The sequence below is a fragment of the Streptomyces telluris genome (genome assembly GCF_024519335.1).
In the GTDB taxonomy this organism is placed as follows: Bacteria; Actinomycetota; Actinomycetes; order Streptomycetales; family Streptomycetaceae; genus Streptomyces; species Streptomyces telluris.
The window spans coordinates 127,971-151,134 of record NZ_JANIID010000009.1; the positions used below are offsets into that span (position 1 = coordinate 127,971).

A 23,164-nucleotide genomic window follows, 5' to 3' on the forward strand; every position below is an offset into this window, starting at 1 on the left:
TCACCCTACGGGGCGTTCCCGCTGGCCGGGCAGGCGTGGGGTGTAGAGGTCGGACTCCGGCTTGCCCGGTTCCGCGCCGCTTATCCCGTATCCACCGCTATGCCCGCCCGGATGGGTTCCGTGCGGGACGTGGCCCTGGTGCCCCCCGTGCGACGGCGGGGGCCCGCCGAGCACGCCGCCGGCACCGGACGCGGCGTGCGCCGGGGCCATGGCCGCGCGCCGGAGCGCCATCACCGACGGCTCCCCGGTCCGCTGCTCGCCCAGCTCCGGCCGGTCGAACCGGTCCGGACGCTCCCGCTCCGGACGTCCCTCGCGCTCGGCCCGCTCGGGGCGGTCGGCCGAGTTCTGGGGACGCCGCGCGCGGTACGCGGCCCGGTAGGCGGCCGGGGAGGACCCCAGCTGCCGGCGGAAGTGGCCGCGCAGGGCCACCGGCGAGCGGAAGCCGCAGCGGCCGGCGACCTCGTCCACGGAGTAGTCGGAGGTCTCCAGCAGCCGCTGCGCCTGGAGCACCCGCTGAGTGATCAGCCACTGCAGGGGCGCGCTCCCGGTGAGCGAGCGGAACCGCCGGTCGAAGGTCCGGCGGGACATGTACGCGCGCGCGGCGAGCGTCTCCACGTCGAACTGCTCGTGGAGGTGCTCCAGCGCCCAGGCGACGACCTCGGCGAGCGGGTCGGCGCCGATCTCCTCCGGTAAAGACCTGTCGAGGTAGCGCTCCTGTCCGCCGCTGCGGCGCGGCGGGACGACGAGCCGGCGGGCCAGGGCCCCCGCGGCGTCGGCGCCGTGGTCGGTGCGGACGATGTGCAGGCACAGGTCGATGCCTGCCGCGGTGCCCGCGGACGTCAGTACGTCGCCGTCGTCCACGAAGAGCTCCCGCGGGTCCACGTGGACCGACGGATAGCGCTTGGCGAGCGTGGGCGCGTACATCCAGTGGGTGGTCGCGGGCCTGCCGTCGAGCAGGCCCGCCGCGGCCAGTACGAAGGCCCCGGTGCACAGCCCGACGATGCGGGCGCCCTCCTCGTGGGCACGGCGCAGTGCGTCGAGCGCGGCGGTGGGCGGCGGCTGGGTGATCGACCGCCAGGCCGGTACGACGACGGTGCCGGCCCGGGAGAGCGCCTCCAGGCCGTACGGTGCGGTCAATTCAAGACCGCCGGTTGTTCGCAATGGCACATCCTCGCCCGCGCACACCAGCAAGCGGTAGCGAGGGACTCCTGCATCCTGTCGGTCGATGCCGAACACGGAGAGCGGAATGGAGCTTTCGAAGATGGGGCCGCCGCTGAATAGCAGCACTGCGACGATCTCCCGGCGGCGGCGTCCGGAGAGCTTGCGCGTGGTCTCCGGTACGGTCGTGGAGTCCTGGCTCATGGCGCTAAGCCCCCCTCGGCGGTCGAGTCCTCTCGGTCCTGCACGTTTCCCCTCGGTCCTGAACGGTTCCCCCGCCGGTCATGGCCAAGATCGAATCTACTGCGTCGAATGGAGACGCAGTGACCAGTTCACCACTCGGCTCTAAGTCGACATGGCAACTTGGCGCGAAGCGTTCGATCACGAAGCGTTGCACTTGCAGGCCTCGGTGAAAAGTACGCCTCTCGCCCATGCCCAATCCCCGTAGGGTGCAACCGCCCTCCGCGGTCCTTTCCTTGCTGGTCGACCGGCTGTTAGGGGCGTCTCAAGCCAAGGTATGGGGTTCGGACTGAAGTTGGCTGAAAAGTGGTGGGTCCGGGTGTGCGAAAGTGTCATTCTCCCGGCGTGGAGCCCCCGGGGTGGCGTCCGCCGCGGTGCGCCCCCGTGCCTGTCCGGCCACGCCGGCCGCGGTGCGGAACCGTCTGTTCCGCCAGGGCCCGGGCGGCGCTGCGCTCCGACTGGCGCAGCACGGCGCGGCAGGCGCAGGTGACGGCGACGAGCCCGGCCGCCGTGCCCGCGGCGCCGCCGAAGGACTGACCGCAGATCAGCAGGGTCACCGGGACGAGCACGCAGCTGAAGGCGGCCCAGCGGACCACGTCGCTCACCGGATCGGGGGAGTCCTGCGGCGGGGCGTCGGCGCGGGCGTGGTCACGGGTTCCGGGCACGGAGCGCTCCCTGCTGGCGGCGGGCTGGCGGTGGTACAACGCCCGGCCGGGGCCCTCGGTCACTGCGCCGAGCGCATCGGGAGTACACCCGGAGCACGGCGGGGGCATTGCGCTACGCGCCGCCCTCGTGCATGCTCCGGGGAACGCCCGCCCGCCACCCCACCCACCGGCGGCCCGGGCGGGCACCGCGTGCCACGCCCGCGCGACCCCGGGGCTCCGGGTCGCCGGTCGGCCCCTGGGCAGGCGGCGAGTGTCGCCGTACCCTGGTGGGTAAGTGATTGAAAAGATGAATCCCGGACGGATTTTGCCTCCAAGATCCGCGCCGGGGGAGCAACCGCCGATCTCCCTCCGCCCGAGGACACCCTTCGCCGAGATACCGATGGCCGGTCACGAATTCTCCGAACCTGCGGACCGCAAGCGGGTCGCCGATCACGCGGCGCACCCCGAAGCGGCGGAAGAAACACGCCATTCCTGCGATCCGGCGTTCCAGCACGGCGTCGTGGTGGGCTTCGACGGCTCCACGTCCAGCGAACGGGCGCTTGCGTATGCAATCGGGATGGCCCGGCGCTCCGGCTCGGGGCTGATCATCGTGCATGTCGCCAACCGGCTGCCGACGACGGTCTGGGCGGGCTGCGAGCCCCCCGTCTTCGTGGACGTCCCCGACCACCGCACCGAGGTCCTCGGCCTGGAACTGGCCTGTGCGGACCATCTGTCGGAGGTGCCGTGGATCCTCGTCGAGCGCGGCGGGGACATCTGCCACGAACTGGAGGAGGTCGGCCGGGAGTACGCGGCCGATGCGATCGTCGTCGGTTCGACGCACGGCCTGGTCGGCCGGATCTTCGGTTCGGTGGCGGGCCGGCTGGCCCGGCGGGCCCAGCGGCCCGTCGTCGTCATTCCGTAGCCGACTTCCCCACCCTGCAGGGGTGATGGCTCCTGCCCCCGACTTGACGGCCCGTGAATCTACCCGCGCGTAGGGGGTGGAACGCGCCGCTGCCGCGGGTAGGAACCGCCCGGACGGCGTGCTGCCGTACGGGAGGTGACGGTTCCCGGAAGCGGCGGCATCCCCGCGCCGGCGCGAGGGCGAATGGCCGGCGCATGGGAAAGCGGCCTTCCCGCGCGCGTGGTGGCACGTGCGGGAAGGCCGTTTCTCTCGGACCTGTCGCGGACAGGTGCGGACAGGTACGAGAGGGCTGTGGCGGGCCCGCCGCGGCGGGCCCGGCGGGGACTACTCGACGGTGACCGACTTGGCCAGGTTGCGCGGCTTGTCGATGTCGCGGCCCATGGCCTTCGCCGTGTAGTAGGCGAAGAGCTGCAGCGGGATGCCCATGAGGATGGCGTCCAGCTCGTCCTCGTTCTTCGGCACCACGATCGTGTGGTCGGCCTTCTCCTGCTCCTGGTGCGCGACGGCGAGGATGCGGCCGCTGCGGGCCTTGATCTCCTCGAGCGCGGCGCGGTTCTTCTCCAGCAGCTCGTCGTCCGGGACGATCGCGACCGTCGGCATCGCCGGCTCGATGAGCGCCAGCGGACCGTGCTTGAGCTCGGAGGCCGGGTAGGCCTCGGCGTGGATGTACGAGACCTCCTTGAGCTTCAGCGAGGCCTCGCGGGCCACCGGGTAGCCCCGGACGCGGCCGATGAACATCATCGACTTGGCCTCGGCGTACTCCTTGGCCAGCTCCTCGATCCGCGCCTCGTTCGCCAGGATCTCCTCGATCTGGCCGGGGAGCTTGCGCAGGCCCTCGATGATCCGCTTGCCGTCGGCGACGGACAGGTCGCGGGTGCGGCCCAGGTGCAGGGCGAGCAGGCCGAAGGAGACCACCATGTTGGTGAAGCACTTGGTGGAGACGACGCAGACCTCGGGGCCGGCGTGCACGTAGATGCCGCCGTCGGTCTCGCGGGCGATCGCGGAGCCGACCACGTTCACCAGGCCCAGGACGCGGGCGCCCTTGCGCTTGAGCTCCTGGACGGCCGCCAGGACGTCGTAGGTCTCACCGGACTGGGACACCGCGATGTAGAGGGTGTCGGGGTCCACGACCGGGTTGCGGTAGCGGAACTCGGAGGCGGGCTCGGCATCGGCGGGGATGCGGGCCAGCTCCTCGATCATCTGGGCGCCGATCTGGCCGGCGTGGTACGAGGTGCCGCAGCCGAGGATCTTCACCCGGCGCACGGCGCGGGCGTCGCGGGCGTCGAGGTTCAGGCCGCCCAGGTGCACGGTGGAGAAGCGGTCGTCGATCCGGCCGCGCAGGGCGCGGTCGACCGCCTCGGCCTGCTCGTGGATCTCCTTGTGCATGTACGTGTCGTGGCCGCCCATGTCGTACGACTCGGCCTCCCACTCCACGGTGGTCGGCTGGGCCGAGGTGGAGGAGCCCTCGGTGGTGTACGTGCGGTAGTCGTCGGCGCGCAGGGTGGCCATCTCGCCGTCGTCGAGGGTGACGACCTGGCGGGTGTGGCTGACCAGGGCGGCGACGTCGGAGGAGACGAACATCTCCTTCTCGCCTATGCCCAGGACCACGGGGGAGCCGTTGCGGGCGACGACGATGCGGTCCGGGAAGTCGGCGTGCAGGACGGCGATGCCGTACGTGCCCTCGATGTGCTTGACCGCCTCGCGGACCTTCTCCTCCAGCGTGCCGGCCTCGGAGCGGGCGATGAGGTGGGCGAGGACCTCGGTGTCGGTGTCGGAGACGAAGGCGAAGCCCTCGGCCGTCAGCCGGGCGCGCAGGTCGGAGGCGTTGTCGATGATGCCGTTGTGGACGACGGCGACCTTCTCCTCCGCGTCCAGGTGCGGGTGGGCGTTGACGTCGTTCGGCGCGCCGTGGGTGGCCCAGCGGGTGTGCGCGATGCCGGTGGTGCCCGCGAAGCGCTTGGGCAGGCGGGACTCCAGCTCGCGGACGCGGCCCTTGGCCTTGGCGGACTTCAGGCCACCGGTCTTGCCGTGCAGGGCGATGCCGGCGGAGTCGTAGCCGCGGTACTCCAGCCGCTGCAGACCCTCCAGCAGCAGCGGTGCAACATCGCGCTTACCGATATATCCGACGATTCCGCACATAAGTGGTGACCCTCCCAGAGAAACGATCAGTGGTGCCCGGCAGTGGGGCGGCGGTAGCGGCGCCGCCCCTGCTGCCTCAGCCGTAGACGATGCGGCGCAGCTGCCGCAGCGAGAGCTCCGGCGGAGCCACCGCCCGGTGCGGCAGCTCGGCCGAGATCCGCTCGAAGATCTCCGCGTTGCGCAGTCCGCCGGACTGCAGCTCGCGGTGACGGCGGCGGACGAAGGCCTCGGTCGTCTCGTCGAAGTACGCCAGGACGTCCAGGACCACCCGGGCGGCCTCGCCGCGCTGAAGCGGCGTGCTGCGCACCAGGTGATCCACCAGGTCGTCATGATTCATACGGCGTTCGAGCACCCGTCGATACTGAGGGGTGGCGGCGACATTCGCAAGAATCCTGCCCGATATCGGGCAAGGGCGGGTGGATCGGGTGCCGGAATCGACTAGAAACGCTTCAGTACGGACTGTTTTGCCGCGGTGAATTCCGCCTCCGTCAAGATCCCGGCCTGGTGCAGTTCGCCCAGCTCCCGCAGGCGCCGCAGCAGGGCGTCGTGATCGGAGTCGGCGGGGGCCTCCGGTCCGGCGGGCGCGGGTGCGGCGGGCGCGGCGGGGGCCTTGGCGAGCGAGGGCGGGGCGGTCGGCGCCCCGGCTCCGGCCGGGTGCGGGATCCGGGCGAGGACGGCGGCCGCGACCATCGCCATCAGCAGGTCCTTCTTGAAGCCGAGCAGCTCGATCGCGTGGGGGTCGTGCTTGGGCGGGGCCTTGGTCGGCTCCTTGAGGACCACGAAACGGAGGTGGCCGTTCTTCAGGCCGGCGGACGGCAGCCATTCCACCGAGCGGACGTCCGCCAGGGCGAGCGACTGCGGGCCGGCGGACTTCTTGCCCTCCTCGGTCAGCCAGTTCCACTCCAGGTGGATCCGCTCGCCGTCGAAGGTGACCGTGCCGTCCCCGGTGCCCACCGACAGCGGCAGCGTCGGGCCCGGCAGGAGGTAGCGCCCGGCCGGGCCGTCCGGGACCTGCTCCAGCAGGAGGGCGTTTCGCACCTCGTCCACGAAGTACTCCGCGACGCCCGCGCGGTCGGACTCCACCGTCAGCCGGTACGGATCGGCGGCGTCCGGCAGCCGGCCCCGCGCGGCCTGCAGCAGCGGGTCCGCCCCGTCGCGCAGCCGCAGCCGCAGGCGGCCGTGCCTACGGCCCGGCTCGTAGGAGATCCCCGCCACCGCCCGCAGCGGAACGACCAGCTCGCCGAGGGTCTGGCGCAGCAGGTGCACACCGCGCTCGCGGCCCGGAACGATCCGTATCGTGTCGCCGTCGAAGGTCCACGTGCCGTCCTTCTGGAGGATCTCAGCCATGGGCGAATTCTCTCAGGCGCGTACGCTCGGAAAGGCGTGGATCGTGACGCGGATCCCGGCCCGGGCCTTGACGCCGGGCGGGGCCGGCGCTACCCAAGTGGTCGTTCGTACGCGTGAATTCCCGTGAGCGGTACGCCGAAGGGATTTCCTCTTGAGACGCATGAGCCCCCGGTGCAGGAACGCGAGGCGTCTGGCGACGACCGGCCTCGCCCTGCTGCTCCTCTCCGCCGCCGGCACGGCCGTCCCGGCCCGGTCCGCGGAGCCCGCCCCCGCCCCGCTCGACCGCAGCATCGTGCCCGCCCCCGCCTCCGTCCGGCCCGGCGGCGAGCCGTACGAGATCACCGCCCGCACCGTCGTGCGGGTGCCGCCCGGCAACCCGGAGGCCGCCCGGATCGGCGGCTACCTGGCGGGGCTCCTGCGCCCCTCGACGGGCTACCGGCTGCCGGTGCTGCCCGGCGGGACGGACGGGCCCGGCATCCGGCTGGTGCTCGACGAGCACGCCGGGGAAGGGGAAGACGGAGGCACAGGCACAGGGGGAGAGGGCGGGGGCGGGGGCGGCGAGGGCTACCGGCTGTCCGTCACCCCCCGCGCGGTGACGATCTCCGCGCGGGAGGGCGCCGGGCTCTTCCACGGCGTCCAGACCCTGCGCCAGCTGCTCCCCGCCCGCGCCGAGCGCACCGAGCGGCAGCCCGGGCCCTGGACCGTGGCGGGCGGCGTCGTCACCGACGCGCCGCGCTACGCCCACCGCGGCGCGATGCTCGACGTCGCCCGGCACTTCTTCACCGTGGACCAGGTGAAGCGGTACATCGACCAGCTCGCCCTCTACAAGATCAACCGGCTGCACCTGCACCTCTCCGACGACCAGGGCTGGCGCATCGCCGTCCGCTCCCGGCCGCGGCTGGCCGAGCACGGCGGCAGCACCCAGGTGGGCGGCGGCCCCGGCGGCTTCTACAGCCGCGACGACTACCGCGAGATCGTCCGCCACGCCGCGAGCCGCTACCTCACCGTGGTCCCCGAGATCGACATGCCGGGCCACACCAACGCGGCGCTCGCCTCGTACGCCCGGCTCAACTGCGACGGCGTCGCCCGTCCCCTCTATACGGGCACCGAAGTCGGCTTCAGCTCGCTGTGCGTGGCGAAGCAGGACACGTACGACTTCGTGGAGGACGTCATCGGGGAGCTCGCGGCGCTGACGCCCGGCCCCTACCTGCACATCGGCGGCGACGAGGCGCACTCCACCAGCCACGCCGACTACGCGGCCTTCATGGAGCGGGTGCAGCCCGTCGTCGCCCGGCACGGCAAGACGGTCGTCGGCTGGCACCAGCTGGCCGGGGCGCGTCCGGCACCGGGCGCGCTCCTGCAGTACTGGGGCTACGGCCGGACCGGGGCCGCGGAGCGGGCTCAGGTCGCCTCTGCGGTGCGGGCGGGCGCGGGCCTGATCCTCTCGCCCGCCGACCGGGCCTACCTGGACATGAAGTACACCAAGGACACGCCGCTGGGCCTGCAGTGGGCGGGCCTGGTCGAGGTGCGGCAGGCCTACGACTGGGATCCCGGCGGCTACCTGGAGGGCGTGCCCGCCGCGGCCGTCGCCGGCGTCGAGGCGCCGCTGTGGACGGAGACGATCAGCACGAGCGCGCAGCTGGAGTACATGGCCTTCCCCCGCCTGACGGCCGTGGCCGAACTCGGCTGGTCCCCGCCGGCCACCCACGACTGGGCGTCCTACCGGCTGCGACTGGCGGCGCAGGGGCCGCGCTGGGACGCCCTCGGCATCGCGTACTACCGCTCGCCGCAGGTGGCGTGGCCCGCGGCGTGAGCGGGTGACGGGGACCCGGGCCCGGGCCGGGCCCAGGTCCCCGCGAGGGGTGGGGGCTAGCCCGCGAAGCCGAGCTCGCGGGCGATCAGCATGCGCTGGACCTCGCTCGTGCCCTCGCCGATCTCCAGGATCTTGGAGTCGCGCCACATGCGGGCGACGGGGTACTCGTTCATGAAGCCGTAGCCGCCGTGGATCTGCGTGGCCTCGCGGGCGTTGGTGACCGCGATCTCCGAGGAGTACAGCTTGGCGAGCGCGGCCTCCTTCTTGAACGGCTCGCCGTGCACCAGCCGGGACGCGGCGTCGCGCCAGGCGAGGCGCGCCGTGTGCGCCCGCATCTCCATGTCGGCCAGCTTGAACTGGATGGCCTGGTTCGCGCCGATCGGGCGGCCGAACGCCTGCCGCTCCTTGGCGTACTTCACCGACTCGTCCACACAGCCCTGCGCCAGGCCCGTGGCCAGCGCCGAGATCGCGATGCGGCCCTCGTCCAGTATCCGCAGGAACTGGGCGTAGCCGCGGCCCTCCTCGCCCACGAGGTTGGCCTTCGGGACGCGGACGTCGGAGAAGGACAGCTCGCGGGTGTCCGAGGCGTTCCAGCCGACCTTGGAGTACGGGGCGGCGACGGTGAAGCCGGGGGTGCCCGAGGGCACGATGATCGAGGAGATCAGCGGCTTGCCCTCCGGCGTACGGCCGGTGACGGCGGTGACCGTGACCAGGCCCGTGATGTCCGTGCCGGAGTTGGTGATGAAGCACTTGGTGCCGTTGATCACCCACTCGTCCGTGGCCTCGTCCAGCCGGGCCGTCGTGCGCGTGCCGCCCGCGTCCGAGCCGCACTCCGGCTCCGTCAGGCCGAAGGCGCCCAGGATCTCCCCGGAGCACATCTTCGGCAGCCAGGTGCGCTTCTGCTCCTCGGTGCCGAAGCGGTGGATCGGCATGGCGCCCAGCGAGACGCCGGCCTCCAGGGTGATGGCCACCGAGGAGTCGACCCGGGCCAGCTCCTCCAGGGCCAGGCCGAGGGCCAGGTAGTCGCCGCCCATGCCGCCGTACTCCTCGGGGAAGGGCAGTCCGAAGAGGCCCATGCGGCCCATCTCCCGCACGATCTCGTACGGGAACTCGTGGCGCTCGTAGAAGTCGCCGATCTTGGGGGCGACGACGTCGTGCGCGAACTCCTCCACGGTGCGGCGGAGTTCCTCGTGCTCGGGGGTGAGGCGGTGGTCCAGCGGCATGGCTCAGGACTCCTGTGGGGAGAGGGCGCGGACGGTACGGGAGGGGCTGGGCCGCCCCAGCTGCTCGGCCATCCACACGCTGGTGGCGGTGAGCAGGCCGAGATCGACCCCGGTGTCGACACCGAGGCCGGCGAGCATCCAGAGAAGGTCTTCGGTGGCGAGGTTGCCCGTGGCGCTCTTCGCGTACGGGCAGCCGCCGAGGCCGCCGGCGGAGGCGTCGACGGTGGTGACGCCGTGCCGCAGGGCGGCCAGCGTGTTGGCCAGGGCCTGGCCGTAGGTGTCGTGGAAGTGCACGGCCAGCCGGCCGGTCTCCACGCCCGCCCCGTTCAGGGCGGTCAGCAGGGCGGTGACGTGGCCGGGCGTGGCCACGCCGATCGTGTCGCCCAGGCTCAGCTCGTCGCAGCCGAGGTCCAGCAGGCGGCGGGCGACCCGGACGACCTGCTCCACGGGGACGGCGCCCTCCCAGGGGTCGCCGAAGCACATGGACAGATAGCCGCGGACCCCCAGGCCCGCCTCGCGGGCCCGGGCCACGACCGGCGCGAACATCTCCAGCGACTCGTCCACCGTGCGGTTGAGGTTCGCCTTGGCGAAGGACTCCGTGGCGCTGCCGAAGACGGCGACCTCGCGGGCGCCGAGGTCGAGGGCGCGCTCCAGGCCGCGGGCGTTGGGCACGAGGACGGGCAGGCGGGCGTCCACCCCGTCCAGCAGGGGCATCAGCCGCTCGGCGTCCGCGAGCTGCGGCACCCACTTGGGGTGCACGAAGCTGGTGGCCTCCACGGTGCCGAGGCCCGCCGCGGCGAGACGGCGGATGAACTCCGCCTTCACCTCGACCGGGACGACCGTCTTCTCGTTCTGCAGGCCGTCGCGCGGGCCCACCTCGTGGATCCGGACGCGGGAGGGGAGGCCGGGCTCCGGCACGGCCATGGGCAGTCCGCTGATCATGATTCCTCCGCGGGGGCCGCGGGCGTGACGACCGCGAGGACCTGGTCCATGGCGACGGTGGCACCGGCCGTCACGTCGAGCTCGGTGACGGTGCCGTCGTGCGGGGCGGAGATGACGTGCTCCATCTTCATGGCCTCCACCACGAGCAGGCTCTGCCCGGCACTGACGACCTCGCCCACGCTCGCCTTGACCACGGTGACGGTGCCGGGCATGGGGGCGGTGAGGGTGTCCACGCCGCCGGATCCCGCGCCGCCGCCCGCCGCCCCGACGGGGTCGTGGTCGCGAAGGTGCCAGGCGTCGCCGTCACAGCCGAGCCAGGTGCCGTCCGGGCCGGGGGCGGCGGTGAAGTGCCGGGTGACACCGTCGTAGTGGAGGGTGATGCGGCCTCCGGCACCGGCCTCCGGGTACGGCGCCGGCCGTGCGCCGCCGACCGTGCCGGGCGCGGCGTCCGCCAGCTTGGCGGGGACCGGGGCCGCCTCGGGGGGCGCCGTGTCGGCGGCGGAATCCGCGGCCGGGAGCCGCCCGCCGCCCGTGGCGGGTGCAGGGGCGTCCACGACCACCTGCGCATCTCGCGCGGTGCCGCGCACCCGTACCGTCACCGGCTCGTGGCCCGGTACGCGCACGTGGTGCGGCGTCCACGCCGGTTCGCCGCCCAGGCGCCAGCCCGACGGGGCCGAGAACGGGTCCACCCAGCCGTGGGGCACGGGCTCCAGCGCCTGCTGCCGCAGCAGTGCCGCTGCCGCGTAGGCCTCGGCCGGCACCTCCTGCTCCACCAGCGCGGCCGCGTCGCGGTCGACGAGGCCCGTGTCGAGCGCGCCGGCCACCACGTCCGGATGCGCCAGCAGGCGCCGCAGGAAGCCCGCGTTGGTGTCGACGCCCAGGACGACCGTGTCCGCGAGGGCGGCCCGCAGGCGGCGCAGCGCCGTCTCCCGGTCGGGGCCGTGGGCGATCACCTTGGCGAGCATGGGGTCGTAGGACGTGCCGACGTCGGTGCCTTCCATCAGGCCCGAGTCGACGCGGACGCCCTCGCCCGCGGGCTCGCGCAGCAGCCGCACCGTGCCCGCGGACGGCAGGAAGTCGACCCGCTCGCCGCCGGCGCTCACGCGCGCGGTCTCGGCGCAGATGCGGGCCTCCACGGCGTGGCCGCTGAGGGTCACCTGCTCCTGGGAGACGTCCAGATGCTCGCCGGCGGCGACCCGTACCTGCCACTCGACCAGATCCAGGCCGGTGATCATCTCGGTGACGGGGTGCTCGACCTGGAGGCGGGTGTTCATCTCCATGAAGTAGTACGAAGAGGGGTCGTCGCCCGGCACGATGAACTCGACCGTGCCCGCACCCGCGTAGCCGCAGGAGCGTGCGGCCTGGACCGCCGCCTCGCCCATCGCGGCGCGCGTGGCCTCGTCGAGGAACGGCGAGGGCGCCTCCTCGATGATCTTCTGGTGGCGGCGCTGCAGGGAGCACTCGCGCTCGCCCAGGTGGATCGCGTGGCCGTGGCCGTCGGCCAGGACCTGGATCTCGATGTGGCGGGGGCGGTCGATCCAGCGCTCGACGAGGAGGGTGTCGTCGCCGAAGGAGCCGCGGGCCTCGCGCCGGGCGGCGGCGATCTCCTCGCCGAGCAGGGCGGCGTCGCGCACGAGGCGCATGCCCTTGCCGCCGCCGCCCGCGGAGGGCTTCAGGAGCACGGGCATGCCGATCGCGAGGGCGGCGGTCTCCAGCTCGGCGTCGGTCAGACCGCTGCCGGAGGAACCGGGCACCACGGGCACGCCCGCGGCCTGGACGGTCTCCTTGGCCCGGATCTTGTCGCCCATCAGCTCGATGGCCCCGGCCGGCGGTCCGATGAAGGCGAGCCCGGCGTCGGCGCAGGCGCGGGCGAAGGCGGCGTTCTCCGCGAGGAAGCCGTAGCCGGGGTGGACGGCCTGGGCGCCGGTGCGGGCCGCGGCCTCCAGCAGGCGCGGTATCGACAGATAGCTCTCCGCGGCCGCGGCCGGGCCGATGCGCACGGCGGTGTCGGCCTCGCGGACGTGCCGCGCCCCGGCGTCGGCGTCGCTGAAGACGGCGACCGAACGGATGCCGAGCGCGCGCAGCGTGCGGATGACCCGGACGGCGATCTCGCCCCGGTTGGCGACAAGGACAGTCTCGAACATGCTCCGCCTCACATCCGGAAGACGCCGTAGCCGGGCGCGGTGGTGTCCTTCTCGGGCAGGGGGGCGTTGGCGCAGGCCGTCAGCGCCAGGCCCAGCACCTGCCGGGTCTCCAGGGGGTCGATGACGCCGTCGTCCCACAGGCGCGCGGTGGCGTAGTAGGCGCTGCCCTGGGTCTCGTACTGCTCGCGGACGGGGGCCCGGAAGGCCTCCTCGTCCTCGGTGCTCCAGCTCTCGCCGCGGGCTTCGAGCTGGTCGCGCTTGACGGTGGCGAGGACGGAGGCCGCCTGCTCGCCGCCCATGACGGAGATCTTGGCGTTGGGCCACATCCACAGGAAGCGCGGCGAATAGGCCCGGCCGCACATCGAGTAGTTGCCGGCGCCGTAGGAGCCGCCGATGACGACCGTGAGCTTGGGGACGCGGGTGCAGGCCACGGCCGTCACCATCTTCGCGCCGTGCTTGGCGATGCCGCCCGCCTCGTACTGCCGGCCGACCATGAAGCCGGAGATGTTCTGCAGGAAGACCAGGGGGATGCCGCGCTGGTCGCACAGCTCGATGAAGTGCGCGCCCTTCTGGGCGGATTCGGAGAACAGGATGCCGTTGTTGGCGACGATGCCGACGGGGTGGCCGTGGATGCGGGCGAAGCCGGTCACCAGCGTCTGCCCGAACTCGGCCTTGAACTCGGCGAACCGCGAGCCGTCGACGACGCGGGCGATGACCTCGCGCACGTCGTACGGGGTGCGGGAGTCGGCCGGGACGGCGCCGTAGAGCCCGGCGGGATCGACGGCCGGCGCCTCGGCCGGCTCGACGGGCCAGGGGAGGGCGCCCCGCTCGGGGAGCGTGGAGACGATCGTCCGGACGATCCGCAGGGCGTGCTCGTCGCTCTCCGCGAGGTGGTCGGTGACGCCCGACACCTTGGAGTGGACCTCGCCGCCGCCCAGCTCCTCGGCCGTGACGACCTCGCCCGTGGCGGCCTTCACCAGCGGGGGGCCGCCCAGGAAGATCGTGCCCTGGCCGCGGACGATCACCGCTTCGTCGCTCATGGCCGGGACGTAGGCGCCGCCGGCGGTGCAGGAGCCGAGCACCGCGGCGATCTGCGGGATGCCCGCGCCGGACATCCGCGCCTGGTTGTAGAAGATGCGGCCGAAGTGGTCGCGGTCGGGGAAGACCTCGTCCTGCATGGGGAGGAAGGCGCCGCCCGAGTCCACCAGGTACAGGCAGGGTAGCCGGTTCTCCAGGGCGATCTCCTGCGCGCGCAGGTGCTTCTTGACAGTCATCGGGTAGTACGTGCCGCCCTTGACGGTGGCGTCGTTGGCGACGATCACCACTTCGCGCCCGGAGACCCGGCCGATGCCGGAGATGACGCCCGCGGCAGGTGCGGACCCGCCGTACATCCCCTCGGCGGCCAGCGGGGCGAGCTCCAGGAAGGGCGAACCGGGGTCCAGCAGGGCATCGACGCGGTCGCGCGGCAGGAGCTTGCCGCGGGCGGTGTGCCGCGCCCGGGCCCGCTCCCCGCCGCCGAGCCGCGCCGCGGCCAGCCGCTCCCGCAGCTCCGCGGACAGCTCGCGGTGCGCGGCCTCGTTCACCCGCCAGGCGTCGGACGCCGGATCGGCGGCGCTCCCCAGCGCCGGTGCCTGCTGCATGTACTCGAGCTCCCTTGCTCGGTCACTGAGCCGCTCGGTGTTAATGAGCGTTAACACGTTTCCTTCAGGTTAACGACCACTAACGCCGCTGTCTAGAATCTCTTTCGTGAACGACGCACCAACCCGGACCACCCCGGCACCCGCCGCCCCCACCCGCCGCGAGCAGATCCTCCGGGAGGCGGCCCGCCTCTTCGCGGAGCGCGGCTTCCACGGTGTGGGGGTCGACGAGATAGGCGCCGCGGTCGGCATCAGCGGACCCGGCCTCTACCGGCACTTCGCCGGCAAGGACGCGATGCTCGCCGAGCTCCTGGTCGGCATCAGCGAGCGGCTCTTCGCGGGCGGGCGGCGCCGCGTCATCGACGCCACCTCGACGGGTGAGGGCCCGGCCGCCGTCCTCGGCTCCCTCATCGACGGCCACATCGACTTCGCCCTCGACGACCGGGCCCTGATCACCCTCCACGACCGCGAGCTGGGCCAGCTGCGCGACAGCGACCGCAAGCGGGTCCGCTCGCTGCAGCGGCAGTACGTGGAGCTGTGGGTCGACGTCGTCGGCCGCCTGCACCCGGACTCCGGCGAGGCGGAGGTGCGCGCCGCCGTCCACGCCGTCTTCGGCCTCCTCAACTCCACGCCGCACCTCGGCCGTCCCGGCGCGCTCCCGGGCCGCACGGCCACGGCGGCCCTGCTGCGCCGCCTGGCCCACGGGGCCTTCGCGTCGCTGACGGACGGCGGGCCGGCGCCTGCCGGCATGCCCGCCGACGCGCCCGCCGACACCTCTGCCGGGAGGCCCGGCGGGGAGTCCGGCGGGGAGCCCGCCGAGCCGTCCGCAGGCTGACCTGCCCGGGTCACCCGTTCGGTCCAGTCCGCTCTGGACAGCCCTGATGACTCCCCGGTAGCTTTCGCCTGAGCAAGCGCTTAGCCAGGCATGGGTCCGGGGTCGCCGGGCCCGCACGAGGGGAATGGCAGCCCATGCGTCGCACGGTGTACAACGAGGACCACGAGGCCTTCCGCGAGACGATCCGCGACTTCATCGCGGCCGAGGTCGTGCCGGTCTACGACGAGTGGCGCGAGGCGGGTTCGGCGCCCCGGGAGTTCTACAAGAAGCTCGGCGAGCTGGGCGTCTTCGGCATCGAGGTGCCCGAGGAGTACGGCGGCGCGGGCGAGCGCAGCTTCAAGTTCCAGGCCGTCATCGCCGAGGAGTGCGCCCGGGTGGGCGTGAGCTTCGGCGGCAGCAGCGTGCACACCGCCCTCTGCCTGCCCTACCTCCTGAAGTACGCCACCGAGGAGCAGAAGCGGCGCTGGCTGCCCTCCTTCGTCTCCGGCGACATGATGACCGCCATCGCCATGACCGAGCCCGGCACCGGCTCGGACCTGGCCGGCATGAAGACCACGGCCAAACTCTCCGAGGACGGCACGCACTACGTCCTCAACGGTGCGAAGACCTTCATCACCGGCGGGGTCCACGCCGACCGGGTGCTCGTGTGCGCGCGCACCGCCCCGCCCACCCCCGAGGACCGGCGCGGCGGCATCTCCATCCTCGTCGTCGACACCGCCTCCGAGGGCTACGCGGTCGGCCGCAAGCTGGAGAAGCTCGGCCTCAAGACCTCCGACACCGCCGAACTCTCCTTCACCGACGTCAAGGTGCCCGTGGAGGACCTCCTCGGCGAGGAGGGCAAGGCGTTCGGCTACCTCGGCCACAACCTCCCCCAGGAGCGGCTGGCCATCGCCGTCGGCGCGTACGCCCAGTCCGCCGCGGCCGTGGAGTTCGCCAAGGCGTACGTTCAGGACCGCACCGTCTTCGGGCAGTCGGTCGCCGCGTTCCAGAACACCAAGTTCGTGCTGGCCGACTGCAAGTCCGAGGTCGACGCGATGCAGGCGGTCGTCGACCGCGCCCTCGACGCGCACGACGCCGGTGAGCTGACCCCGGCCGACGCCGCGTCCGCGAAGCTCTTCACCACCGAGCGCGCGGCGGCCGTCATCGACAAGTGCCTCCAGCTCCACGGCGGCTACGGCTACATGATGGAGTACCCGATCGCCCGCCTGTACGCGGACACCCGCGTGACCCGCATCTACGGCGGCACCAGCGAGGTCATGCGGTCGATCGTCGCCAAGTCGATGGGCCTGTAGGCCGGTAAGACCCTGTCACCATGAACGAGCCCCTTACCCGCACCCCGCTGGACGACCTGCTCGCCCTGCTCGACCTGGAGCAGATCGAGGAGAACATCTTCCGCGGCACCACCGGCCGCGCCATCCTCGTGCCGCGCGTCTTCGGCGGCCAGGTCGCCGCGCAGGCCCTCGTCGCCGCCGGGCGCACGGTCCCCGCGGACCGTGCCCCGCACTCCCTGCACTCCTACTTCCTGCGGCCCGGCGACCCCGCCGTGCCCATCGTCTACACCGTCGACCGCATCCGCGACGGCGGCTCCTTCACCACGCGCCGGGTCGTGGCCGTCCAGCACGGGCAGCCGATCTTCCACCTGTCGGCGTCCTTCCAGCGCCACGAGGAAGGCCTGGAGCACCAGGAGGCCATGCCGCCCGCGCCGGACCCGCAGACCCTCCCCACGGCGGCCGAGATGCTGCCCCGGTACGCGGAGCTCCTCGGCGGCCCCGGCGTCGTGGACCGCATCCTGGACGCCCGCTCGGCGGTCGACCTGCGGTACGCGGACCAGCCGCCGTTCGGCAGCGTCGGGGAGCCGCGCGAACCGAAGTCGCAGGTGTGGTTCCGGACCAACGGCAAACTGGCCGACGATCCGCTGCTGCACATCTGCCTGGCCACCTACGTGTCCGACATGACGCTCCTCGACTCCGTCCTCCTGGCCCACGGCCGCGGCGGCTGGGCCGTCGGCGACGTCGTGGGCGCGAGCCTGGACCACGCCATGTGGTTCCACCGCCCGTTCCGCGCCGACGAATGGCTGCTCTACGACCAGGAGAGCCCCACCTCGCAGGGCGGCCGCGGGCTGGCCCGGGGGCGGATCTTCACCGAGAGCGGGCAGCTGGCGGTGTCGGTCATACAGGAAGGCGTCGTCCGGGTTCCCCGTCCGCGGACCGGGTGACGTGACTACCCGTTAGAATCGGTGAGTTGACTTCACGGAGGGGGCCGGAATGGCACGCGCGACCGCGCAGATGGGAAAGCCCCTCAGGGGCCTGCTGATGGCCGCGGGAGGGCTGTGCTTCATCCTCGGAGTCGCCCTGGTCTTCCTCTGGCACTCCTCCCTCATCGACCTGACGGGGGCGCCCCGGCTGGTGGGCCTCCTGGTGTTCCGGGGCGCCGAGGCCGCCCTCATCTGGGGCGGCGCCTGGGTGTGCGTGCGCGGCTGGAACGGCGGCCCCGAGGTGAGGCAGGGCTAGCCGCCCCCGGGGCCCGAGCGCCGCGGGGCTAGTCCTCCGCCGGGAGACCGTCCAGGGGAAGCCCCGCCGCCGCCAGCAGGTACGCCGTCATCGGCTCGTAGAAGCGCGGGTCCACCACGTGGTCGTCCATCGGGACGGCCACCTGGAGCGTGCCCTCCGCCTCCGCGAGGAAGAGCGCCGGGTCGTTGGAGTCCGCGTAGCCCACGGCGTCGATGCCGCGCTGCGCCGCGCAGCCCGCCCAGCCGTGGTCGGCGACGACCAGGTCCGGCAGCGGGCGGCCCGCGCGCAGCAGGCCGTCGAGGATCGCGGTCATCGGGTGGGGGGAGTGGGTGTGCCAGAGCGTCGCCCCGCCCTCGTACACCGCGACGTCCGCGAACTGCACCACGCAGCCCTCGTCCGCGGCCAGCCCGCCCGGGATACGGACGATCTCGCAGCCCGCCGCGCGCATGGCCGCGGCCGTGGTGCGGTGCGTCTCCAGCAGGGCGCCCGGGTGGCCGGTCGCGAAGAGCACCCGTTGCCGGCCCTCCGCGGCCTTGCGCAGCACGTTCGCCATGCGGTCCAGGGCGTCGGCGGTCAGTTCCGGGTCGATGTGGTCCTGGCCGGCCCGGTGGTTCAGGTCGTCGCTGACGCCGCAGCGCTCGGCCATCACGGCCAGCACGTCCTGCTCGTCCGTCCAGCGGTCGCCGAGCTCCAGGCCGAACCAGTAGCGACGGTCGCCGTTCGCCAGCTTGCGGTAGTGGTCGAGGTTGTTCTCGCGCGGCGTCGCCACCGCGCCGGCGATGCGCGTGCGGACGAGGTGGTCGATCAGTGCGCTGCGGGTCGGTATCGGCATGCCGCTCATTGTCTCCCCCGATCACGTCGTGCTGGACGCGGTGTCCATATGGACGGGCCGGACCCACGGTTACGTACATGTGCGGATTCCGCCGCCCTGCCTACCCTCGGGTACGTCCACCGCAGCCGCCCCGACGTTGGTTCGACCGTAACGCGTCCGTGATTCGAGAGGCTCCCCCAGCATGAGCACCCCCGCCCCCCCGTGAACCGCGCGGCCCCGTCGACTCCTCCCGGATCCCGCGCTACGCCGGGCCCGCGACCTTCGCCCGCCTGCCGCGCCTGGACGAGGTCGGCACGGCGGACGTGGCCGTCGTCGGCGTGCCCTTCGACACCGGCGTCTCCTACCGGCCGGGCGCCCGCTTCGGCGGCAACGCCATCCGCGAGGCCTCCCGCCTGCTGCGCCCGTACAACCCGGCGCAGGACGCCTCCCCCTTCGCCCTCGCCCAGGTCGCGGACGCCGGCGACATCGCCGCGAACCCGTTCAACATCGACGAGGCCGTCGAGACCATCGAGGGCGCGGCCGACGACCTGCTCGGCACCGGCGCCCGCATGATGACCCTGGGCGGCGACCACACCATCGCCCTGCCCCTGCTGCGCTCGGTCGCCAAGAAGCACGGCCCCGTCGCCCTGCTGCACTTCGACGCGCACCTGGACACCTGGGACACCTACTTCGGCGCCGAGTACACCCACGGCACGCCGTTCCGCCGGGCCGTCGAGGAGGGCATCCTCGACACCGAGGCGCTCTCGCACGTGGGCACGCGCGGCCCGCTGTACGGCAAGAAGGACCTCACCGACGACGAGAAGATGGGCTTCGGCATCGTCACCTCGGCCGACGTCATGCGCCGGGGCGTCGACGAGATCGCCGACCAGCTGCGCCAGCGCGTCGGGGACCGCCCGCTGTACATCTCCATCGACATCGACGTCCTGGACCCGGCCCACGCCCCCGGCACCGGCACCCCGGAGGCCGGCGGCCTGACCTCCCGCGAGCTGCTGGAGATCATCCGCGGCCTGTCCTCCTGCAACCTGGTCTCCGCCGACCTGGTCGAGGTCGCCCCGGCCTACGACCACGCCGAGATCACGTCCGTGGCCGCGTCTCACGCCGCCTACGAGCTGACGACGATCATGTCGCGGCAGATCGCCGCGTCGCGCGGCTGACGCCACCCTTCGGCGAGCGCCGGGCGGGCCGGGAATCCGGGCCGCCCGGCGCTCGGCGCTTTCCGGGGGGAGAGGCGGCTCCCGGGGGCCGCCGCGGCGCGTCAAAGGTGCGTAAGTCCGGACCCGCGGTCCGACAAGGGCGCGTAAGGATCCGGTCACGGGCCGTGCCCGGACGGTTGGCTGGGGTGATCACCCACCCCCGTCCCCCGTCGAAGGCCACCCCGTTGACCCTGCACCTCCTCCCCGAACAGGACGTCCGCCCGCCGAGCCCCGCCCCGCCCCCGGGCCGGAGACGGCAACGGCACCGGCGGGTGGACGGGGGCGCCGTCGACCTCCGCCAGCTCGCCGTCTCCCTCCCGGACGCCTTCCGCAAGCTGCACCCCCGGGTCATGGTCAAGCACCCGGTGCTGTTCGTGGTCGAGGCCGGCTCCGTTCTCACCACCCTCTCCGCGCTCCTCGATCCGTCCCCCTTCACCTGGCTCATCAGCGTCTGGCTGTGGCTGACCGTGCTCTTCGCCAACCTGGCCGAGGCCGTCGCCGAGGGCCGCGGCAAGGCCCAGGCCGAGACGCTGCGCCGCACCCGCGACACCACCGTCGCCCGGCGGCTGCGCACCTGGCGGGTGGGCATGGACCGGCGCGACTGGGCGGAGGAGCGCGTGGTCGCCGCCGACCTGCGCCCGCAGGACTTCGTGGTCGTGGAGGCGGGCGGGACCGTCCCCGGCGACGGGGAGGTCGTCGACGGCGTCGCCTCGGTCGACGAGTCGGCCATCACCGGCGAGTCCGCGCCGGTGATCCGGGAGGCGGGCGGCGACCGCTCGGGCGTCACCGGCGGGACGAAGGTCCTCTCCGACCGCATCGTCGTCCGCGTCACCTCGCGCCCCGGGCACACCTTCCTGGACCGCATGATCGCCCTGGTCGAGGGCACCAGCCGGCAGAAGACCCCCAACGAGCTGGCCCTGAACATCCTGCTCGCCTGCCTGACCGTGATCTTCATCCTGGCCGTGGTGTCCCTGCAGCCCATGGCGGGCTGGGCGGGCGCCCCGCAGACCATCACCGTCCTCGTCGCCCTCCTGGTCACCCTCATCCCGACGACCATCGGCGCCCTGCTGTCCGCGATCGGCATCGCCGGCATGGACCGCCTCGTCCAGCGCAACGTCCTCGCGCTCTCCGGGCGGGCCGTGGAGGCCGCGGGGGACGTCAACACGCTCCTCCTGGACAAGACCGGGACCATCACCCTCGGCAACCGCCAGGCGGCCTCCTTCGTGCCCGTCAAGGGCGTTCCGCACGACCTGCTGGCCGACGCCGCCCAGCTCGCCTCCCTGGCCGACGAGACGCCCGAGGGCCGCTCGATCGTCGCCCTGGCGCAGCAGTACGGGATCCACCACGGAAGCGAGGAGTTCGCGCACGGCCGCTTCGTGCCGTTCTCCGCGCAGACGAGGATGAGCGGGGCGGACTTCGCCTACGACGGCGAGTTCTGCCGCATCCGCAAGGGCGCCGGCAACGCGGTCGTGCAGTGGGTGACCCGGCGCGGCGGCGAGGTCCCCGCCGAGGCCGGCTGGATCGCGGACTCCATCGCGGCCGGCGGCGGCACCCCGCTGCTCGTCGCCCTGGAGGACCGCGACGGCTGCCGGGTCCTGGGCGCCGTCCACCTCAAGGACGTCGTCAAGCCCGGCATCGCCGAGCGCTTCGCCGAGCTGCGCGCCATGGGCATCCGGACCGTCATGGTCACCGGCGACAACCCGCTCACCGCCAAGGCCATCGCCGCCGAGGCCGGCGTGGACGACTACATCGCCGAGGCGACGCCCGAGCACAAGCTCGCCCGCATCCGCGAGGAACAGGCCGGCGGCAAGCTGGTGGCGATGACGGGGGACGGGACGAACGACGCGCCCGCGCTGGCCCAGGCGGACGTGGGCGTGGCCATGAACAGCGGCACCTCGGCCGCCAAGGAGGCCGGGAACATGGTGGACCTGGACTCCAACCCCACCAAGCTCATCGAGATCGTGGAGACCGGCAAGCAGCTGCTCATCACGCGCGGCGCCCTGACGACCTTCTCCATCTGCAACGACGTCGCCAAGTACTTCGCGATCGTCCCGGCCATGTTCGGCGGCGTCGCCGGCTACGAGGGCCTGGAGAAGCTCAACGTCATGGGCCTGCACAGCCCGTCCTCCGCCATCGCCTCCGCGATCGTCTTCAACGCCCTGGTCATCGTCGCCCTGATCCCCCTCGCCCTGCGCGGCGTGCGCTACGCCCCCTCCAGCGCGCACGCCCTGCTGCGCCGCAACCTCGGCCTGTACGGGGTGGGAGGGCTGATCGCGCCCTTCGTCGGCATCAAACTCATCGACCTGCTGCTGCAGTTCGTGCCGGGGCTGTGAGGATCGGTGGCCGGCCACCGTATTTCTCCGGGGTGTTGCTCCCCTGAATGTTGTTTCCCCCCACATTCACTCGAATCAACTTCCGTGTCACGCACGGCGATCTACGGTTGACGGAGTCGCCCGCAGCCCACCCAGGAGGCCCGCCCCGTGCGTACCCGATCCGTGCTCGCCGCCGCCACCGCCGCACTGGCCGCGGCCACCTGCCTGACGACGACCGGAGCCGGTCCGGCCCGGGCACACGCCTCCACGCGCGCGTGCTCGCCCTCCGTGCGGATGGACGGCTTCTCCGACGCGCTGGACAAGACGACCTTCCAGGGCTCGTTCGTCGGCAACTTCTCGGCCCTCGCGACCGACGAGGACGGCACCGTCGCCGCGGTCTCCGACCGCTCCCAGCTGTTCTCGCTCGACGTGGAGCAGCACAGCGGCGGGGCGCCGTCCGCGACGCCGGTGCGGGCCGTGAACCTCGCCGACGAGAAGGGCGGCCCGATCGACTCCGAGGGCCTGGTCGTCGACCGCGACGGCACCCGGCTGGTCACCTCCGAGACCGAGCCGTCCGTGCGCCGCTACGACAGGGACGGCCGCCTCCTGGGCCGGCTGCCCGTCCCGGAGGCGCTGCAGGTCGCCCCGGCCGGGCGCGCCGCGGCCAACCAGACCTTCGAGGGGCTGACCCTCCAGCCCGGCGGGCGCACCCTGATCGCCTCCATGGAGCAGGCGCTCGCCGGGGACGGGACCGACGCCGCCGGCAGACCGCTCGTGCGCCTGCAGAGCTGGCAGCGACAGGGCCGGCAGGACTTCGCCGTCGGCCCGCAGTACGCCTACCCGGCCGACCGGGGCCTGGGCGTCGCGGAGATCACGGCGGCCGGCGACGGCCGCCTCCTGGTCCTGGAGCGCGGCTTCACGGCGGGCGTCGGCAACACCGTGCGGCTCTACCTCGCCGACCCGCGCCGCGCGAGCGACGTCACCGCCGTCACGAACCTGCCCGGCGGCCCGGGCGTGCGGCCCGTGCCCAAGACGCTCCTCGCCGACATCGGCGCGTGCCCGTCACTGGGCGCGACCGCCCGGCAGCCGCAGCCGAATCCGCTGCTGGACAACATCGAGGGCCTCGCCGTCACCCGTCCGGCCACCGGACGGAACGGAGGATTCCTCCGCCTGCTGCTGGTGAGCGACGACAACCAGAACCCTGCGCAGGTCACCCGGCTCTACTCGCTCACGGTGCGCCTGCCGCGGCCGTAGGGGGAGCGCACCGCCAGCC

At 73.0% G+C, this 23,164-nt stretch carries 19 protein-coding genes; 9 read left to right on the top strand and 10 right to left on the bottom strand.

What is annotated here, in order from left to right:
• Nucleotides 1-1,362, bottom strand: a complete 1,362-nt coding sequence (locus NQU55_RS13135; protein WP_256790593.1) for a helix-turn-helix domain-containing protein — start codon at nt 1,360-1,362, stop codon at nt 1-3.
• Between the two features lie 368 nt (nt 1,363-1,730).
• Nucleotides 1,731-2,063 (bottom strand): hypothetical protein, encoded by a 333-nt coding sequence (locus tag NQU55_RS13140; RefSeq protein WP_168091814.1) that lies wholly within the window; start codon nt 2,061-2,063, stop codon nt 1,731-1,733.
• 379 nt (nt 2,064-2,442) lie between these two features.
• On the opposite strand from NQU55_RS13140, the gene NQU55_RS13145 reads away from it, so the two are divergent.
• On the top strand, nt 2,443-2,964 hold the full coding sequence (locus NQU55_RS13145) for a universal stress protein (protein WP_058044349.1): 522 nt from the start codon (nt 2,443-2,445) through the stop codon (nt 2,962-2,964).
• Between the two features lie 324 nt (nt 2,965-3,288).
• On the opposite strand, the gene glmS is transcribed toward NQU55_RS13145, so the two are convergent.
• From glmS to NQU55_RS13160, 3 genes are all read right to left on the bottom strand, one after another.
• Nucleotides 3,289-5,103 (bottom strand): glutamine--fructose-6-phosphate transaminase (isomerizing), encoded by a 1,815-nt coding sequence (gene glmS, locus NQU55_RS13150; protein WP_168091813.1) that lies wholly within the window; start codon nt 5,101-5,103, stop codon nt 3,289-3,291.
• Between the two features lie 76 nt (nt 5,104-5,179).
• A complete protein-coding gene (locus tag NQU55_RS13155) occupies nt 5,180-5,455 on the bottom strand; it encodes a hypothetical protein (RefSeq protein WP_058044351.1) in 276 nt (91 codons plus the stop codon).
• A gap of 86 nt (nt 5,456-5,541) precedes the next feature.
• Nucleotides 5,542-6,450, bottom strand: a complete 909-nt coding sequence (locus NQU55_RS13160; RefSeq protein ID WP_168091812.1) for a DUF4429 domain-containing protein — start codon at nt 6,448-6,450, stop codon at nt 5,542-5,544.
• Between the two features lie 160 nt (nt 6,451-6,610).
• Between NQU55_RS13160 and NQU55_RS13165 the strand changes: the two genes are divergently transcribed.
• Nucleotides 6,611-8,263, top strand: coding sequence for a beta-N-acetylhexosaminidase (locus tag NQU55_RS13165; RefSeq protein ID WP_168091818.1), 1,653 nt, complete (start codon nt 6,611-6,613; stop codon nt 8,261-8,263).
• Between the two features lie 56 nt (nt 8,264-8,319).
• Here the strand turns inward: NQU55_RS13165 and NQU55_RS13170 are convergent, their stop codons facing one another.
• From NQU55_RS13170 to NQU55_RS13185, 4 genes are read right to left on the bottom strand one after another with little or no spacing between them, the layout of a single operon-like run.
• Complete coding sequence (locus tag NQU55_RS13170) at nt 8,320-9,480, bottom strand: acyl-CoA dehydrogenase family protein (protein ID WP_168091817.1); 1,161 nt, start codon at nt 9,478-9,480, stop codon at nt 8,320-8,322.
• Nucleotides 9,481-9,489: 9 nt separating this feature from the next.
• Nucleotides 9,490-10,428, bottom strand: coding sequence for a hydroxymethylglutaryl-CoA lyase (locus tag NQU55_RS13175; protein ID WP_168091811.1), 939 nt, complete (start codon nt 10,426-10,428; stop codon nt 9,490-9,492).
• On the bottom strand, nt 10,425-12,572 hold the full coding sequence (locus NQU55_RS13180) for an ATP-binding protein (protein WP_168091810.1): 2,148 nt from the start codon (nt 12,570-12,572) through the stop codon (nt 10,425-10,427). The genes NQU55_RS13175 and NQU55_RS13180 overlap by 4 nt, the downstream gene beginning before the upstream one ends.
• Before the next feature lie 8 nt (nt 12,573-12,580).
• Complete coding sequence (locus NQU55_RS13185) at nt 12,581-14,212, bottom strand: carboxyl transferase domain-containing protein (RefSeq protein ID WP_168091809.1); 1,632 nt, start codon at nt 14,210-14,212, stop codon at nt 12,581-12,583.
• A gap of 106 nt (nt 14,213-14,318) precedes the next feature.
• On the opposite strand from NQU55_RS13185, the gene NQU55_RS13190 reads away from it, so the two are divergent.
• The 4 genes from NQU55_RS13190 (at nt 14,319) to NQU55_RS13205 (ending at nt 17,554) form a co-directional block, all read left to right on the top strand.
• Nucleotides 14,319-15,044 carry an SACE_7040 family transcriptional regulator gene (locus tag NQU55_RS13190; RefSeq protein ID WP_168091808.1) on the top strand — a complete coding sequence of 242 codons (726 nt, stop codon included), beginning with the start codon at nt 14,319-14,321 and terminating at the stop codon, nt 15,042-15,044.
• Between the two features lie 134 nt (nt 15,045-15,178).
• Nucleotides 15,179-16,336 (top strand): acyl-CoA dehydrogenase family protein, encoded by a 1,158-nt coding sequence (locus tag NQU55_RS13195; RefSeq protein ID WP_168091807.1) that lies wholly within the window; start codon nt 15,179-15,181, stop codon nt 16,334-16,336.
• Nucleotides 16,337-16,356: 20 nt separating this feature from the next.
• Nucleotides 16,357-17,259 (top strand): acyl-CoA thioesterase II, encoded by a 903-nt coding sequence (gene tesB, locus NQU55_RS13200; RefSeq protein ID WP_168091806.1) that lies wholly within the window; start codon nt 16,357-16,359, stop codon nt 17,257-17,259.
• A gap of 49 nt (nt 17,260-17,308) precedes the next feature.
• Nucleotides 17,309-17,554 (top strand): hypothetical protein, encoded by a 246-nt coding sequence (locus NQU55_RS13205; protein WP_168091805.1) that lies wholly within the window; start codon nt 17,309-17,311, stop codon nt 17,552-17,554.
• Between the two features lie 28 nt (nt 17,555-17,582).
• Here the strand turns inward: NQU55_RS13205 and NQU55_RS13210 are convergent, their stop codons facing one another.
• Nucleotides 17,583-18,386 carry a phosphatase gene (locus NQU55_RS13210; RefSeq protein ID WP_168091804.1) on the bottom strand — a complete coding sequence of 268 codons (804 nt, stop codon included), beginning with the start codon at nt 18,384-18,386 and terminating at the stop codon, nt 17,583-17,585.
• Between the two features lie 233 nt (nt 18,387-18,619).
• On the opposite strand from NQU55_RS13210, the gene speB reads away from it, so the two are divergent.
• The 3 genes from speB (at nt 18,620) to NQU55_RS13225 (ending at nt 23,145) form a co-directional block, all read left to right on the top strand.
• Nucleotides 18,620-19,540, top strand: a complete 921-nt coding sequence (gene speB / locus NQU55_RS13215) for an agmatinase (RefSeq protein WP_168091816.1) — start codon at nt 18,620-18,622, stop codon at nt 19,538-19,540.
• A 185-nt stretch (nt 19,541-19,725) separates the two neighbouring features.
• Nucleotides 19,726-21,912 carry a potassium-transporting ATPase subunit KdpB gene (gene kdpB / locus NQU55_RS13220; RefSeq protein WP_372504706.1) on the top strand — a complete coding sequence of 729 codons (2,187 nt, stop codon included), beginning with the start codon at nt 19,726-19,728 and terminating at the stop codon, nt 21,910-21,912.
• A gap of 147 nt (nt 21,913-22,059) precedes the next feature.
• On the top strand, nt 22,060-23,145 hold the full coding sequence (locus tag NQU55_RS13225; protein WP_168091803.1) for an esterase-like activity of phytase family protein: 1,086 nt from the start codon (nt 22,060-22,062) through the stop codon (nt 23,143-23,145).
• The last annotated feature ends 19 nt before the right edge of the window (nt 23,146-23,164 follow it).